The organism is Streptomyces sp. 4N124 (assembly GCF_052245395.1).
Classification (GTDB): Bacteria; Actinomycetota; Actinomycetes; order Streptomycetales; family Streptomycetaceae; genus Streptomyces.
Map to the genome: position 1 here is coordinate 212,719 of NZ_JBQQBS010000003.1, position 14,396 is coordinate 227,114.

Genomic DNA, 14,396 nt, shown 5'->3' on the forward strand with positions numbered 1-14,396 from the left:
CGATGGTGTCGATCGGTGGGGGGTCGGGCATCGCTACGGCAGGCCCCACGCGAGGGCGTCGCCGTTGGCCGGGACGTTCCGTGGTTCGAGCCGCGGCCGGTCGCCGCGCCGGGTCACCACAGCCGTGCGGCCCCGGCGCACGGCGACGGCGATGGTTCCGTCGCCGCGGTCGCGGTACGGGAGCCGGGAGCCGTTCGCCTTGTCGCGGACCTCGATCTCGCCGTCGATTCCGTGCCGCAGCAACAGCGGTTCGCCCGCCTCGCTGGTCACGGCGATCCAGTCGGTCCGGCCGCCCGACCGGGAGGCGTCGACGAGGAATGCGCCCTGCGTACGGACCTGGGAGATCGAGGCGTCGGGCCAGGTCGAGGAGACGGCGGGGAACACCTGCACCACTCCGCCGTGGCTCTGGGTGACCATGTCGAGCAGTGACTGGCCCGCGCTGATGGGGCTCTCCAGTGCGAAGTTGGAGCCCTCGCGGTACATGGTGTTCGGTGTCAGGGCGCAGTTGTCGACGACGTTGCCGTCCAGATAGAAGCGCAGATACGTCAGCGCCTCCTCCGCGTTGCCGAACAGGGTCTCCATGGACGAGGCGGCGGCATAGCTGTAGCCGTGCCAGCGGACCTGCATCGAGGTCCAGTGGTCGAAGGTGCGGCGCTCCAGCTTCTCCTGGAGGGGGTAGAGCCACAGCAGGTGGGAGAAGTGGCGGTGGGATTCGGCGAGAGGGACGCCGGCGCCGATCATCACGCCGTTCTCGTTCTCGTGGTAGGGGACCAGGCGGGCGAGGATGTCGCGCCATCGCCCGGCGCCCGGGTCGTCCAGCCGCAGTCGTTTCGCCGAGGCCAGCAGCGTCGCGCAGCCCCACCTCAGCAGCGACAGATCGTACGTGCAGTCGGTGGCGTTGGCGTATTCGGGCGAGCGGGTCTCGGGCAGGTGCAGCCTGCCGTCCGGGCCTTCGGTGAGGAAGCGGGCGTGGTGGTTGACCGCCTTCGTGAGCACCGGGTGGATGACGTGGCGCAGCACCTTGTCGTCCATGTGGTGGCGGTAGGTGACCCAGGTGTTGTGCAGTGCCCAGATGAGGTTGCCGGTGTGGTCGTTGGGGTCGATGCCGGGACGTCCGACGTAGCGCGGACCGGAGCGCAGTTGCCAGTCGCCGGGGTGGCAGAGGGCGTAGGTCTCGCCGTCGCGCAGCTCCGGCCGGATGTTGGTCTCCAGGTTCTCGTGGTAGTGGGCGAAGGTGGGCGTGATGGCGTCGAGTTCACGGTGGTTCGAGCCGTTGGCCACCGGATACGTGACCTGGACGTTGGTGTTCCACCAGATGTTGGTCCAGCTGTTTCCCGACTCGGGGAACCAGGGGCCGAAGACCGGGGTGACCGGGCCGCCCGCGCGGGTGGCGCAGGCCAGCTTGTAGAGCTGGATCCAGTAGAAGCGCTGGACCTTCTTGTCGGGTACGGAGACGAGGCTGCGCCGGTAGAAGCCGTGCCACCAGCGGCGGTGCCGGGCGATGTCGTGGTCCGGGGCGCCGTCGAGTGTTTCGTCGACCGTACGGACCGCCTGCTCGCGGCCCGTCGAGTCCGGGTAGCCGTACCCGATGGAGGCGGCCAGCAGCCGTCGCGTACCGGAGCGGACCTCGCGCCAGGCGGTGGTGTAGCCGCCGCCGGCGTGCAGCGGCTGCTCGACCAGGCCGGGCGTGACGGCCGGGTCCGGGTTGCCGGTGTAGTCGGGCGGGAGGCGGATGGTGCGGGTCGTCCGCGCGGGCAGCGGGGTGAAGCCCCAACTCGCGGACTCCTCGCCCGCGGTGGGTTCGAGGCGGGCGAGCAGCACGTCGCGGTGGTTCAGGATCAGGGCGCTGAACTTCGCGCCGCCCCGCGTGGTGGTGATCGTGCCGGTCAGTTCGGCGTCGTCGAGGTCGAGCCGCCAGTCCACTGCGGTGACGGCGCCGGCGAAGGTGAGGGTGAGGTGGCCGACGCCGAGCCGCGAGTAGCCGATCGCGGCCTCCCACTGGCCGCGCTGGTCCTGCACCAGACCGTTGTTGATCATGATGCGCAGGACGTTGTCCTCGCCCGGTTTCCGGTAGAGGTGCGCGGCCATGTAGCCGTTGCCCAGGAAGGGTCCTTCCTGCCAGCTGCCGGGGACGCGTTTCCAGAGCATCGCGGCGTCGTCGAGCAGGTCGCCGTGCACATCGCGATGGTGTGAGCGGCCTGCCCAGGCCACCGGGGAACCGGCCGCGAGCACGGCCGCTGAGCTGCCCGCTACGAAGGTCCGCCGGGAGATCGGGGTCATGGCTTCGGCCTTTCCAAGGAGACGGCGAACAGGTGCAGTTGGGGGCGGGCGGTCACCGGGAGGGTGAGGGTGCGCAGCTCGCTGGCCGGGTCGAGGGCGATCGCGGTCGTGAAGAGGCCGACCTTGGTGCCGCTCTGTCCGCTCGCCCCGTGCCGGTGGGTGGTGCGAAGCACCTCGGTGTTGCCGGCGACCGGCTGTCCTCCCCAGTCCGTGAGCGCGAAGTCCACCTCGCTGGTGGAGCCGTCGGCGAATCCGCCGACGAGCCGGGCGGCGGTGAGGTTGCCGCCACTTGCGGCGCCGAGCAGGTGGATCTTGGCGTAGGTGCCGGGTGGGACTGTGATCCGCTGCCCGTTCCCGGTGACGTTGTTGACCTTTCCGTCGCCGTACGCGGGGAAGGTGAAGAGCAGGCCCTCCCATACGAGGTCGCCGGGCGACGGCAGTTCCTCGGCCGGGTAGGTGAAGCCGTTGCCGTCGAAGTCGCCGTCGGTCATGGCCTCTTCGCGGGATACGCCGTCGTTGTCGACGTGTCCGGACAGGTCGACGGGGACGGTCTCGCCGGGCGGCGGCACGGCCTTCAGGCCCCAAGGGTCCGCGGGCTTGGTGACCTTGACGGGGGCGATCGCGAAGTGCCGGGTGTCGCGGCGGCGGATCAGGGCCTCGCCGTGCCTCGGCAGGTCGAGTTCGATGACGCCCTCCGCCGCCGGGTGCCAGCGGGCGCCGTCGACCTCGACCGGCCCGGTGATGCCGTGCCGCACCCGGCACGGCTCGCCGGCCAGGCTCTTCACCCGTATCCAGCGGGTGGCGCCGTCCTCCCGGACCGCGGAGACCAGGAAGGCGCCCTCGGTGCGGAAGTTGTGCACCACGGCGTCCGCCCAGGCCGCGGGCACCGCGGGGAAGACGCGAATGACTCCGCCCCAGCTCTGTACGAGCATGTCGTGCAGCGACTGCGCGGCAGACAGCGGCGTCTCGATGACGGGGCCGCCGCCCTCCTTGTACATGGTGTTGGGCTTGATGAAGCCCTGGGCCATCAGCTCGTCGAGGTAGTGCAGGCTGTCGTCGCCACGGCCCATGCCGGCCGCGATGGAGGCGGCACCGGTGAAGCTGTAGCCCTGCAGGGCGCCGGTGAAGCCGATCCAGTGGTTCAGCGACTTCTCGATCAGCTCACGGTGCTCCGGCTGCTCCCAGGTGATCTCGTACAGCGGGTAGACCTGCAGCAGGTGGGAGTAGTGGCGGTGCGACTTGGCGTACGGTACGCCCGCGCCGATCATGTAGCCGTTCCCGTCCACGGCGTAATCGGCGAGCCTGCCCAGTACCTCGCGCCAGCGGGGCGCCAGTTGGTCGTCGATGCCGAGCCGCTCGGCGGCGGACAGCAGCGCGGTGCAGCCCCAGCGCAGAAGTGCCAGGTCGTATGTGCAGTCCGGGGCGCTGCCGTACTCGGGCGAGAAGGTGGCCGGCAGGTGCAGGCGGCCGTCGGCGCCCTCGGTGAGGAAGTGCAGGTAGTAGTTGACCGAGCGGCGCAGCAGCGGGAACAGGACGTCGCGCAGTACGTCGTCGTCCATGGAGTGCCGGTAGGACAGCCAGACGTTGTGCAGCGCCCAGGTCAGGTTGCCGATCTCGGGGGCGCCCTGGCCGGGGATGCCGAGCTGGGCGCCGCGGGCGTGGATGTCGGTGCTGCGGGAGACGCCGGCCGAGTCGTGCCGGTACTGCGGCGGTACGTGGTCGATCAGGACCTGCCGGTTCTCGTCCACGGTGCGGGTGAGCGCGTCGAGTTCGGGGTGGTTGGCGCCGTTGATCAGCCAGTACTCGAGCTGGACGTTGAGGTTCCACCAGGCGTTGGGCCAGCCGGTGGGCTGTAGCCAGGGGCCGGTGGTGGCCATGACGGGGGCGTTCTCGCGGGTGGCGGAGGCGACCTTGTAGAGCTGGATCCAGTAGAAGCTCTGCAGTCGTTGGTCGGGGACGGAGAGGAAGCTCTTTGGGTAGTACGCGTGCCACCACGCGAGATGGGATCCGCGCAGCAGGCTGGGCGGTCGGCGCCGGGCGGCGCGGAGGTCGTCGAGCGCCCGGCCCTCGGCGGTCTCGTCGGGATGGGAGTGCGCGACGGTGACGTACAGATGGCGTCGGCCGTCCCGCTCGGCCTCGGTGTACGCGGTGACGTACTGGCCGCCGGCCAGCAGCGGTTGCACGACGAGTTCGGTGTCGCCGTAGGACTTGAGCGTGGGGTCCGGGTTGGGGACGTACGACGGGTCGGGGTTGGTGCGCTGGCGTGGGCTGACCGATGGCTCGGGGGTGAACGTCCACGCCGCCTTCCGCTCGCCGGTGCTCGGCTGCAGGCTCACGACCATGACCGGGTGTTCCGCGTGCACGTACGCGCTCAGCGCGATCGTCCCGAGGGTGGTGGTGATCTCGCCGGTGAGTTCCGCGTTCCACAGGCTCAGGCGCCAGTCGATGCCGGTGACGATGCCCTGCGGGGTCAACGTCAGGTACCCGATGGGCAGTCGGCACAGGCCGTACTTGGCGTCGAGGTCGGTGCGGTGGTCCTGTACCTCGCTGTGCTGGACGTCGAACCTGACCTCGTTCGTGAACTGCGGGAGGTAGATCGTCGAGGCGAGGAAGCCGTTGCCGAGGAACGGGCCCTCGTACCACTGGCGCGGAATGCGGCCCCACACCAGGTCCTGGCCTTTGAGGAACCGTTCCCATGCGCCGCCGTGGCGCATTCCGTCGCGGAGGGGCGGCAGGCCCGCGTGGTCGAGGCTTGCATGGTCGGCCGCGGAGGCCGGGGCGGCGCGTGCGGGAGCGGCGGCTCCCAGCGTTGCCGAGGCACCTCCCGCCGTTAAAGCTCCGAGGAATGTGCGTCTGGACGAGGATGATTCGGGCATGCGCCGTCTCCTCATGCCGATACGTTGGATGACCCGCAGAATCGGCGACATTGCATGTGCTCGTCAAGTCGCAGGACGAGAATTGATCGGGTGAATGAGGTCGGAGCACCATGTCATCAAGCGGCTGGCGGGCCAATGGCCGGAGGACATCCGATGACTGACGCTGCTGACGTCCAGCCGGAGTCAGTCGGCCCTTTCGACATACGACGCCAGGTTGGCCAGCGAGGAGGTGATCCCGTCCTCGTGGGCGGCGTGGTCGATGCCGGGTGGCACGCCCGTGGCGGTGACGGTCACCTCGGTCCCGCCACCCGTGGCAGCGAGATGCCAGGTCATCGTCATGGTGCCCGCGTAGGACGGGTCGTCGGCCTCGAACACCGCCCGCTGCACCACGCGCTCCGGCGGCACCAGGTCGGCGAATTCGACGTCGACGACATCCGTCGCGTCCGACGTCTTGCCGGGGCTGTCGGTGGGGTCGAGGTAGGTGAGGACCATCCGGAACCCACCGCCGGGCTGGGGATCCCACCGCTCGACCCGCCCGCGCATGCCGTCCGGCGGCAACCATGCCTCCAGGGACTCCCGGTCGAGGAGGGCTCCGTAGACAGCCGCCGGAGGTGCCGCGATCACCCGGCTGGCGCGGTCGGTCCTGTCCATGAGCAGAGTCTAGAACCGGAGATCCCTCTCGCGGCGTGCGTGGAGTCGGTCGCGGTCATCGCGTCCCGCAGCGACTGCGCAAAAGCTCGACACCGTCGCCTTCGAGGTCGTCGCAGTACGTCGCGCGCCCGGTCATCGCCATGACCAGCGCCAAGGTCGTACCCGAGACCAGTGGCCCGGATCCAGTGGTGAAGGGGGTGTCCTTCGCGACGAGTTTCAGCCCACCGATGCGCCCCTTGGCCACCACCACGAGGTCGGAGCCCCGGTAGTACTCCGCCACCAGCGTGACCACGTCGATCGGATGGTCACGGCCGATACCCAGCGGGCGGCGGATGTCCTCCGCGTGCACGATCGTCTCGCCGAGCATCGCGATGACGGGGAGGGGAGGCTTGGTCGTACTGGGGACCACACGCTGGAATCTCGCCAGCGTCTCGGCCGGCGTCGCACCCAGTTGCTCGGCCAGCCGCATCGCCACCTGCTTGTCGAAGTCGAACCGGCAGCGGAGCACACCCGCCAGCCACCGCACGGAGTTGAGACTCGCTGCGGCAGTGAGATGTGCCAGTACCTCACGCACCGTCAACTCGGTGCACAGCGACGGCGTTTTCCACTGCTCGTCCGTCAGACCCGCGAGATCAGCCGCCAGCGCCGCTCGCTCAGCACGGATCAAGCGCCAGACGCCAGCCTTCCGGAAGCCGTCTGCTGTCAGTTCCGGTTCAGTCATGCGGGGGCGTCTCCTGTCAGGGTCCTGCTCTACGTCGCACCGGGCCGGGACAGGTGGCGTCCGGGGCCGGAGGCCTGCCGAAGAGAAGACCGTTGGCCCGGGGCGAACTCATCGCCCGCCAGTGTCACGGCCTGTGGCCGGAAGCCGCACCGACCCAGCGGTGATACGTTTCCACGTCGACGTTGCTGCCGCAGACGATGGTGACGACGTGCCGGCAGGCGAAGCGGTCACGGTCTTCGAGGATCGCCGCGATGCCGAGCGCCGCCGACGGTTCGACGACGAGGCCGGCGTGGTCGAGGAGCATCCGCATACCGGCGATGATCGACGCCTCCTGGACCAGGACGGCGTCGTCGGCGACCAGGAGGAGGTCGTCCAGGACGGCCGGGATGGGACGCCGGCCGGCGACTCCGTCGGCGATGGTGTTCGTCGAGTCTGTGGTGATCACGCGCCGCCTGCGCCACGACTGCGTCATCGCCGGTGCGCCCAGCGGCTGGACGCAGATCACTTCGACATCGGGAGCCAGGGCCTTCAGCACATGCCCCACACCGGTGGCCAGCGCCCCGCCGCCCAGAGCGATCAGCACGGCGTCGAACGAGGGCGCGGCGTCCAGCAGTTCCAGGCCGATGGTCGCCGCGCCCTCGCAGGTCTCGATGTCCAGGCTGTCCTCGACCAGCCGGATGCCGTCGTACCGCGCGATGGCCGCCGCCCGCTCGCGAGCCAACTCGTGGTCGCCGTCCACCAGTTCCAGCCCGGCGCCCAGGTCACGGATGCGATCAAGCTTGGCCGCAGTCGCGAAGCGGGACGCCACGACGGTCACATCGAGCCCCCGGCCGCGACCGGACCACGCCAGGGCCTGGCCAAGGTTGCCCGCGCTGGCACACACCACGGCCCGCGAGCCATCGTCGGTGAGCAGGCTCGCGACCACCTCGGTGCCGCGGGCCTTGAAGCTGCGGACCGGGTTCGCCGTTTCGAGCTTGATGCTCACCCTGCAGCCGAGGTCGGGTTCCAGCGGCTCGCAGCGGTACAGCGGAGTGTCGAGAAAGACCGGGTCGATCACCCGGCGAGCCGCCCGGATCCGAGCAGTGTCGAGGCGCGTCGTCTTGGCGTCCATGCGTCACATTCTCCCGGCGGGGTCCGTCAGTGACGTGACGAAGCAACACGACAGGTCGTCGGACCTGCAATCAGAACGGACAACACGATGCTGACCAACATCATGTACGTGACGCTCTACGTCACCGACCAGGACCGCGCGCTGCGGTTCTACACGGAACAACTCGGTCTGGAGGAGCGCGTCGACGTTTCCAGTCCGCTGGGGCGCTTCCTCACCGTAGGCGTCCCCGGCAGTCCCGTCGAGGTCCTCCTCTGGCCGCACGCCGCGGCCTCGGGGCAGCCGGCCGAGGCGGAGCCGGACACCACACCTGGTCCGGTCTTCCTCGAATCAGACGATCTGCGGAAGGACTTCAAGGTGCTGCGCGACCGCGGTGTGGCATTCGACCAGCCCGAACCGGAGGACTACGCGTTCGGGATCCGCATCGAGGCGGTGGACCCGGACGGCAACCGGATCTCGCTGCGCCAGCGCAACCGGCCGAGCAGTAGCGGGAACTGAGCGTCCGTAGGCCCTTGTGCGGTCGGCGCGGTACGGCGCCGACCGCACCTTCCGTGTCCCCTCACGCGCCCCGAGGCGGCGCCGGAGCGCACCCGTGCATATACCTGCCGGTTTGGCGCGCGGGCGCTCACCCCATACGGGGAATTGAGCCCCGGCCGTCTGTTCGCGGCACCCGGCACCCGATGCACTGGGGCATCAACCGATCATCCACATCTGTAATTCCAGCCCAACAACCCACGATCACCTCAAGTCACCCACGAACAGCCCCGGGCGGGCAGTGCAGCACATCGGCGCACTACTAGGAGGCTTTGATGGCACTCACGCAGTGGACGAGGTCAATGGAGTGGCTGGCCGCGGCGTCGGAGGATCCCCGTGCCTGCAAGGAGGAGTGGCAGAACGGCAGTACCGGGGTCACCCTGCTCGCCGCCGGACGGTTCTGGGACGTGCTGGTCGTGCCGGAAGAACTCGGGCTGCGGGTCGCCGAGCTTCTGGAGGAGCTGCCGCTGCTCAACCCCGGCCCCTGCCTGCTGGATACGCGTCGCCGTCATGTGGGCTTCCTCCTGCCCCCGGAGCCGTACGCCGTCTGGATCGGCACCGGACTGCGCCTTCTCGGCAGGGGGACGTGGATCGCCGCTCCCGCGCCGCACTGCCGCTGGGGCGCGCTGCGCTGGATCGTCCCGCCGGACGGCACCGGCACCCTGACCATGCCCGAGGTCCTGGAAGTGGCGCTGCAGCGCTGCGCGAGCGAACTGTCCCGCCTTCAGGGACTCCCGGGTGGCGATGGCTCGCACGTGTCCGCTGGACGCAGGCTCACCGGCGATCAGAGTCCGGCGGTTGCGCCCCGCCGACGCCCCACTCGTCGCGCAGATCGTCCGGTTGTGCCCGCGAGGAGCGACTGACCCTGGTCCTGGGGAAACCCGAACCACGACTGCTGGTGGTGTCACGCATGACGCCGCGACGGGGCCTGGCCAGGATGGCGGCATGGCTTCCTCTTCCCTCCCCCGCCGGGAGTTCGTAGCTGCAACTGCCCTGGCGATGCTGCCACTTGTGGGTACGTCCGGCGCACGCGCCCAGCCGGCCCGGCACCCGGCAAGGCGGCGCTTGCGTCTGCCCGAGCCGACAGGACCGTTCACGATCGGTACGGTTTCGCGGCGGCTGGAGGACCGTACCCGACCCGACCCGTGGATTCCGTCGCTGCCGTACCGCGAGTTGATGATCAGCGTCTGGTATCCGGCCCTCGCGCCGGGCCACGGCCATGACCTCGCGCCGTACATGGAGCCCGGGGCGGCCCAGGCCTTCGACGCGCAGTCGCCCCATCGGATCCCCTCGGGCACGGTGGACTGGACGGGCACACGCACACACGCCTACCGGGAGGCGCCCGCGGATCCACGGGGCAGGCGGCGGCCGGTCGTGCTGTACTCGCCGGGCGCCGGCGATCCACGCAGCTGGGGCACCGTACTGGTCGAGGAACTGGCCAGCCAGGGGTTCGTCGTCGTCACCGTCGACCACACCTACGAGTCCCCGGGAGTGCAGTTTCCCGACGGCTCGGTCAGGACCAACGAGGTGCTGTTCGAGGAGTTCGCGCGAGCGCATCGCGAGGGCACTGTGGCCGCGCTGCTGGAGAAGATGCTGCGCGTCCGGGTCGCGGACACGCGGTTCGTCGTGGACCGGCTGGGTGCGCTGCCGCACGGGCTGTCCGACGTCCTCGATCTGCGTCGGATCGGTATGGCCGGCCAGTCGGGGGGTGGGTTCACCGCCGCGCAGAGCATGTACGAGGACGGGCGGATCCATGCCGGAATCGACCTGGACGGCACGCTGGAGTTCAACCAGGAGCCGAACGGAACCAACCTCTCACCGGTCGCCCGGCACGGCTTGGACCGGCCGTTCCTCCTGATGGGCCGAGAAGGCAGCGACCACGCGGGGACCGAGCCGTCCTGGGCGGCGTTCTGGTCGCACAGCACCGGTTGGCGCCGCGATCTGACCTTGCGCGGCTCCCGGCACCAGACGTACACCGACCTCGCCGCGGTGATGCCGCAGACCGGGCTCGGCCAGGATGTCGTCGAGGAGGCCATCGGCACGATCGGACCCGCCCGTGCGGTCGCGACCATCCGGGCCTGTGTCACCTCGTTCTTCGACCGCTGGCTCCGAGGCCGCGACGACCACCTCCTCGACGGCCCGTCGCCACGTCTGCCTGACGTCTCCTTCGTTCAGTAACTGCCCGGCGGTGTACGGCAATTGCGCCGTGGTGCGACTCCGGCGGAACCGCTGACCATGGCTGGGGCGTTCTTGCGCGTACGGGACGTGTGAGGCGAACAGGAGGAGTGCGTGCGGGGACGTATCAGCAAACGGGAGTTGGCGTTGGGGGGCGGTGCGGCAGGTCTCGCGGTGGTCCTCGTCGTGGGATCCGTACTCGCGGACGACGAGCCGCCGGAGATCGCCGCGCCGCACGCCTGCCGGACCACCGTCCGCGGCACCCCACCCGTCGACGGGACCGCCCGCGCCAAGCCGTCCACCGTCGTCTCCCCCACCCCGGACTTCGACGGCGACGGTCACCCCGACATGGCACTGACAGCGGGCCCAGGAGACGTCGAGAACGGATACCTCGGCGGAAGCATCCAAGTGGCGTACGGCTCGGGTTCCGGGACGGGCCTGGAGCGGTGCCAGTACCTCACGCAGAACGACCCCGGCATACCCGGCACGGCGCGCGACGAGGCGATGTTCGGGTCCGACACGGTGGCCCAGGACTTCGACGGCGACGGCTACACCGACCTCGCGGCTTCCGTGTTCGAGCGGGACGGCGCCCGCGTGATCGTCATGTGGGGCTCACGGCGGGGGCTGACGCATGCCGCCAGAGTGCCGGGGACGGACGGCAGCCACGTCCCCGGGATGCAGGAACCCCTCCTCGAGGAGCAGCTCGCCGCCGGTGACTTCGACGGTGACGGGCACGCCGACCTCGTGTTCGGACTCGGCTCCGACAAAGGGCTGTTGAAGGGCCCGTTCCGGCGGGACGGCACTCCCGCCGGAACGGGTCCGGTGCCCGCGCCCCGAATGCCCGCCGCTCTGCCGCGCGAGGCGGCGTACCGGGATCTCGTCGCCGGGGACCTCAACGGCGACGGCATCGACGACCTGGTGAGCTTCCACGACGACGACACCGGCGGCGAGGAGAAGTGGTCCGCCCTGCACTGGACCGGCAGTTACCTGCGGGGCGGCCCCGACGGCTTCGCCCGCCCCGACGACACCCACGTCCCCGCCGGGGCGACGGCCACGGTCGGTGACGTGGACGGAGACGGCTACGGCGACCTGATCGTCAGCCCTCGGGGCGGCCGGGCGAGCCGCAGCTCGGTGACCGTGGCGTACGGCACCAAGGACGGCCCGGGGCCCCGTACCACCACCCTCGACCGGGACTCCCCGGGCGTGCCCGGCAAGGAGCCCCAGAACGAGGACGCCGTATTCACGTCCCTGGACGCGGGCGACGTGAACGGCGACGGCTACGCCGACGTCGTGGCCGGGGCACCCCGGGCCGAGGTGTACGCGCAGGCGGGCCCGGAGGAGGTGCTGCTCTTCCTGGGCGGACGGCACGGACTGACGGGCCGCGGCGCCCGCGTGCTCGACGAGAGCGACGTCCAGGGCGTCCCGGGCAGCAACCACGCCTTCGGGCAGGCCGTCGGCCTCACCGACCTCGACGGCGACCGCCGGGCCGACCTCGTCGTGTCGGCACCGGGCGACGACGCCGCCCCCAGCTCGGCGTGGCTGCTGCCCGGCTCCGCCGACGGCCCGTCCACCCGGGGCGTCACCCGCCTGCACGGCAGTTCCTTCGGCGGTCCGGAGGGCGTGCGGTCTCTCCTGATGGGGTGGGGAATCGCCCGCTAGGACGGAGCCGCACAGTCCCTTCCGGCACCCCTGCTCACATGTTGATCATGTGGCCGGCCAGCCCGTGGATGGCCTCCTTGACCGCCTCGCCCAGTGTCGGATGGCCGTGGACGTTGCGCGCGACCTCGTGGACGGTCAGGTCCCACTGCTGGGCGAGGGTCAACTCCGGGAGGAGCTCGGTGACTTCGGGGCCGATCAGGTGGGCGCCGAGGAGTTCGCCGTGCCGGGCGTCGCTGAGGATCTTCACGAAGCCCGCGGTGTCGCCCAGGCCGTGTGACTTGCCGTTGGCGGTGAACGGGAACTTCGCCACCTGGACGTCGTAGCCCTGCTCGCGGGCCTGCGCCTCGGTCCAGCCGAAGCTGGCGATCTGCGGCTGGCAGTAGGTCGCCCGCGGAATCATGACGTAGTCGAGCTCCATCGTCTCGGCGTCGGCGATCGTCTCGGCGGCCACGATGCCCATCGACTCGGCGGCGTGGGCGAGCATCAGCTTCGCCGTCACATCGCCGATGGCGAAGATGTGCGGGACGCTCGTGCGGCAGCGGGCGTCGATGTCGATCGCCCCGCGGTCGGTGAGCTTCACGCCTGTCTTCTCCAGGCCGTAGCCCTGCACCCGCGGCTGGAAGCCGATGGCCTGGAGCACCTTTCCGGCCTGCAGTGTCTGCCGCTGACCGCCCGTGGTCACCATGACCTTCACCGAGTCGCCCGAGTCGTTGATCGCCTCGACCCGGGTGGAGGTCAGCACATTGATGCCGAGCCGCTTGTAACGGCGGGTCAGTTCCGCGGAAACCTCCTCGTCCTCCAGCGGGACGATGCGGTCGAGGAACTCGACGAGGGTGACCTGGACGCCGTAGTTGTGCAGGACGTACGCGAACTCGACGCCGATGGCGCCGGCGCCCGCGATGATGATGCTCTCCGGGAGCGTGTCGGACAGGATCTGCTCCTCGTACGTCACCACGCGCTCGCTGAGCGAGGTGCCCGGCAGCAGTTTCGTGGTGGCGCCGGCGGCGATGATGCAGTGGCCGAAGGTGACGGTTTCCGTGCCGCCGTCGGTGAGGGAGACCTGGAGGGTGCGGTCGTCGCTGAAGGTGCCGCGGCCGGTGAACTGGGTGATCTTGTTCTTCTTCATCAGGTAGTGGACGCCCTTGACACGTCCGTCCGCCACCTTGCGGCTGCGGGTGAAGGCCGCGCCGTAGTCGAAGGTCACGTCGCCGTTCACCTGGATGCCGAAGGTCTTGGCCTCCTGGGTGAAGATGTGGGCCAGCTCCGCGTTGCGCAGCAGCGCCTTCGACGGGATGCACCCCACGTTGAGGCACACGCCGCCCCAGTACTTCTCCTCGACGATCGCCGTGCTCAGGCCGAGCTGGGCCGCCCTGATCGCTGCCACATATCCCCCGGGGCCGGCGCCCAGGACCACCACGTCAAAATGTGCGCTCATGCCGGCCAGCCTAGGCCGTTTTCGTTCGAATCATGTGTGCCGTTTCAGCTGAGTGGGTGCTTCCGATCCCCACCCGGCACCCTCTGGCTGCCCCAGGAGCCGGCGATCCGAGGGCTGGGGTCAGCTACAGGTCCTGGTGTTGTAGGTGGCCCACCGGATGCTGCTGCCGGGCTCCGCGAACCCCCAGTTGCCGGCGGAGCTGCTGCGCACCATGAAACTCGTGTTCTTGCCACCGTAGCCGCCGTACCAGAACCCGTCGGGGCTGCGTTCGGGGTTGCTGTTGTTGAGCCTTTGGCCTGCCTTGGTCCAGGTGTTCCTACCGGCCGAGCCGTCGGCGACCAGCCCGCGGTCACGCTGCCACCGGACCGTGGCGGCATGGGTCTGATCGCCGAATATGCCGTCGATGTCAGAGGCGGACATGTAGCCGTCGGCCCAGAGTACGGTCTGCCACAGGCAGGCGACGTTGGAGTTCCGGTGGGTGCTGACGTTGACGACGCCCTCGTTGTTCCAGTCGCCGTCCGTCATGCTGCCGAAGCCGTTGACGTAGGCGCCGCCGTGGTAGGTGCCGCTGGCAGCCGCAGGGGTGGTGACGGCTGCGCTGACGCCGAGAACGAGGGCCGCGGCGGTGAGGGGAGTGGCGGCTCGGCGGAGCACGCGGCTGCGGGTTCGGAACGACGACATGGTTCTCCAATGAGTGCTGTGCATCATGAAACGTGCAGTTCAGGCGGGCTGGTGTGCGCGGACGGTGCCCGTACGACGGGGGCACATTAGCCCGGCCCGGCCGCTGAGTGTGCCGGTCGTTTGCCCCACAAGGAGTCTTCGCCCATCTTCCAACTTGCTGGTCGTGGGCGGTGCGAAATCCGTTGCTCTGACCCCGGGGTGGCGGTGTACGGTCGTGCCCTGGCGGGTTTCCCGGCCGCCTCTGGGTCCGCGGGCAGAGCTGCAAGCTCACCGGTT

The 14,396-nt window shown here is 69.9% G+C and carries 11 protein-coding genes; 4 read left to right on the plus strand and 7 right to left on the minus strand.

Going from position 1 to position 14,396, the window contains the following annotated elements:
* Positions 1-33 precede the first annotated feature (33 nt).
* The 5 genes from ACTWQO_RS04850 to ACTWQO_RS04870 all read right to left on the minus strand — a co-directional run bounded on the left by ACTWQO_RS04850 (position 34) and on the right by ACTWQO_RS04870 (position 7,639).
* A complete protein-coding gene (locus ACTWQO_RS04850) occupies positions 34-2,280 on the minus strand; it encodes a glycosyl hydrolase family 95 catalytic domain-containing protein (RefSeq protein WP_443235942.1) in 2,247 nt (748 codons plus the stop codon).
* Complete coding sequence (locus tag ACTWQO_RS04855) at positions 2,277-4,994, minus strand: glycosyl hydrolase family 95 catalytic domain-containing protein (protein WP_443235943.1); 2,718 nt, start codon at positions 4,992-4,994, stop codon at positions 2,277-2,279. Before ACTWQO_RS04855 ends, ACTWQO_RS04850 begins: the two co-directional genes overlap by 4 nt.
* A 345-nt stretch (positions 4,995-5,339) precedes the next feature.
* Positions 5,340-5,807, minus strand: a complete 468-nt coding sequence (locus ACTWQO_RS04860; protein ID WP_443235944.1) for an SRPBCC family protein — start codon at positions 5,805-5,807, stop codon at positions 5,340-5,342.
* Positions 5,808-5,862: 55 nt separating this feature from the next.
* Complete coding sequence (locus ACTWQO_RS04865) at positions 5,863-6,528, minus strand: maleylpyruvate isomerase family mycothiol-dependent enzyme (RefSeq protein WP_443235945.1); 666 nt, start codon at positions 6,526-6,528, stop codon at positions 5,863-5,865.
* 124 nt (positions 6,529-6,652) lie between these two features.
* A complete protein-coding gene (locus ACTWQO_RS04870; protein ID WP_443235946.1) occupies positions 6,653-7,639 on the minus strand; it encodes a threonine ammonia-lyase in 987 nt (328 codons plus the stop codon).
* A gap of 87 nt (positions 7,640-7,726) precedes the next feature.
* On the opposite strand from ACTWQO_RS04870, the gene ACTWQO_RS04875 reads away from it, so the two are divergent.
* The 4 genes from ACTWQO_RS04875 (at position 7,727) to ACTWQO_RS04890 (ending at position 12,004) form a co-directional block, all read left to right on the plus strand.
* Positions 7,727-8,134, plus strand: a complete 408-nt coding sequence (locus tag ACTWQO_RS04875) for a VOC family protein (RefSeq protein ID WP_443235947.1) — start codon at positions 7,727-7,729, stop codon at positions 8,132-8,134.
* A 311-nt stretch (positions 8,135-8,445) separates the two neighbouring features.
* The gene (locus ACTWQO_RS04880) at positions 8,446-9,033 is read left to right on the plus strand and encodes a hypothetical protein (protein ID WP_443235948.1); all 588 of its coding nucleotides are present in this window, start codon (positions 8,446-8,448) and stop codon (positions 9,031-9,033) included.
* An 82-nt stretch (positions 9,034-9,115) separates the two neighbouring features.
* Positions 9,116-10,348, plus strand: a complete 1,233-nt coding sequence (locus ACTWQO_RS04885; RefSeq protein ID WP_443235949.1) for an alpha/beta hydrolase family protein — start codon at positions 9,116-9,118, stop codon at positions 10,346-10,348.
* Positions 10,349-10,459: 111 nt separating this feature from the next.
* Positions 10,460-12,004 (plus strand): FG-GAP and VCBS repeat-containing protein, encoded by a 1,545-nt coding sequence (locus tag ACTWQO_RS04890; protein WP_443235950.1) that lies wholly within the window; start codon positions 10,460-10,462, stop codon positions 12,002-12,004.
* A 34-nt stretch (positions 12,005-12,038) separates the two neighbouring features.
* Here the strand turns inward: ACTWQO_RS04890 and lpdA are convergent, their stop codons facing one another.
* Together lpdA and ACTWQO_RS04900 are read right to left on the minus strand one after the other, a co-directional pair.
* Positions 12,039-13,439, minus strand: a complete 1,401-nt coding sequence (gene lpdA, locus ACTWQO_RS04895; protein WP_443235951.1) for a dihydrolipoyl dehydrogenase — start codon at positions 13,437-13,439, stop codon at positions 12,039-12,041.
* 120 nt (positions 13,440-13,559) lie between these two features.
* On the minus strand, positions 13,560-14,120 hold the full coding sequence (locus ACTWQO_RS04900; protein WP_443235952.1) for a peptidoglycan-binding domain-containing protein: 561 nt from the start codon (positions 14,118-14,120) through the stop codon (positions 13,560-13,562).
* Between the last annotated feature and the right edge of the window lie 276 nt (positions 14,121-14,396).

Coding starts and splice junctions, on each gene's coding strand:
- ACTWQO_RS04865 (WP_443235945.1), bottom strand. CDS start 6,528: ATGACTGAACCGGAACTGACAGCAGACGGCTTCCGGAAGGCTGGCGTC.
- ACTWQO_RS04875 (WP_443235947.1), top strand. CDS start 7,727: ATGCTGACCAACATCATGTACGTGACGCTCTACGTCACCGACCAGGAC.
- ACTWQO_RS04850 (WP_443235942.1), bottom strand. CDS start 2,280: ATGACCCCGATCTCCCGGCGGACCTTCGTAGCGGGCAGCTCAGCGGCC.
- ACTWQO_RS04870 (WP_443235946.1), bottom strand. CDS start 7,639: ATGGACGCCAAGACGACGCGCCTCGACACTGCTCGGATCCGGGCGGCT.
- ACTWQO_RS04885 (WP_443235949.1), top strand. CDS start 9,116: ATGGCTTCCTCTTCCCTCCCCCGCCGGGAGTTCGTAGCTGCAACTGCC.
- ACTWQO_RS04900 (WP_443235952.1), bottom strand. CDS start 14,120: ATGTCGTCGTTCCGAACCCGCAGCCGCGTGCTCCGCCGAGCCGCCACT.
- ACTWQO_RS04855 (WP_443235943.1), bottom strand. CDS start 4,994: ATGCGCCACGGCGGCGCATGGGAACGGTTCCTCAAAGGCCAGGACCTG.
- lpdA (WP_443235951.1), bottom strand. CDS start 13,439: ATGAGCGCACATTTTGACGTGGTGGTCCTGGGCGCCGGCCCCGGGGGA.
- ACTWQO_RS04880 (WP_443235948.1), top strand. CDS start 8,446: ATGGCACTCACGCAGTGGACGAGGTCAATGGAGTGGCTGGCCGCGGCG.
- ACTWQO_RS04860 (WP_443235944.1), bottom strand. CDS start 5,807: ATGGACAGGACCGACCGCGCCAGCCGGGTGATCGCGGCACCTCCGGCG.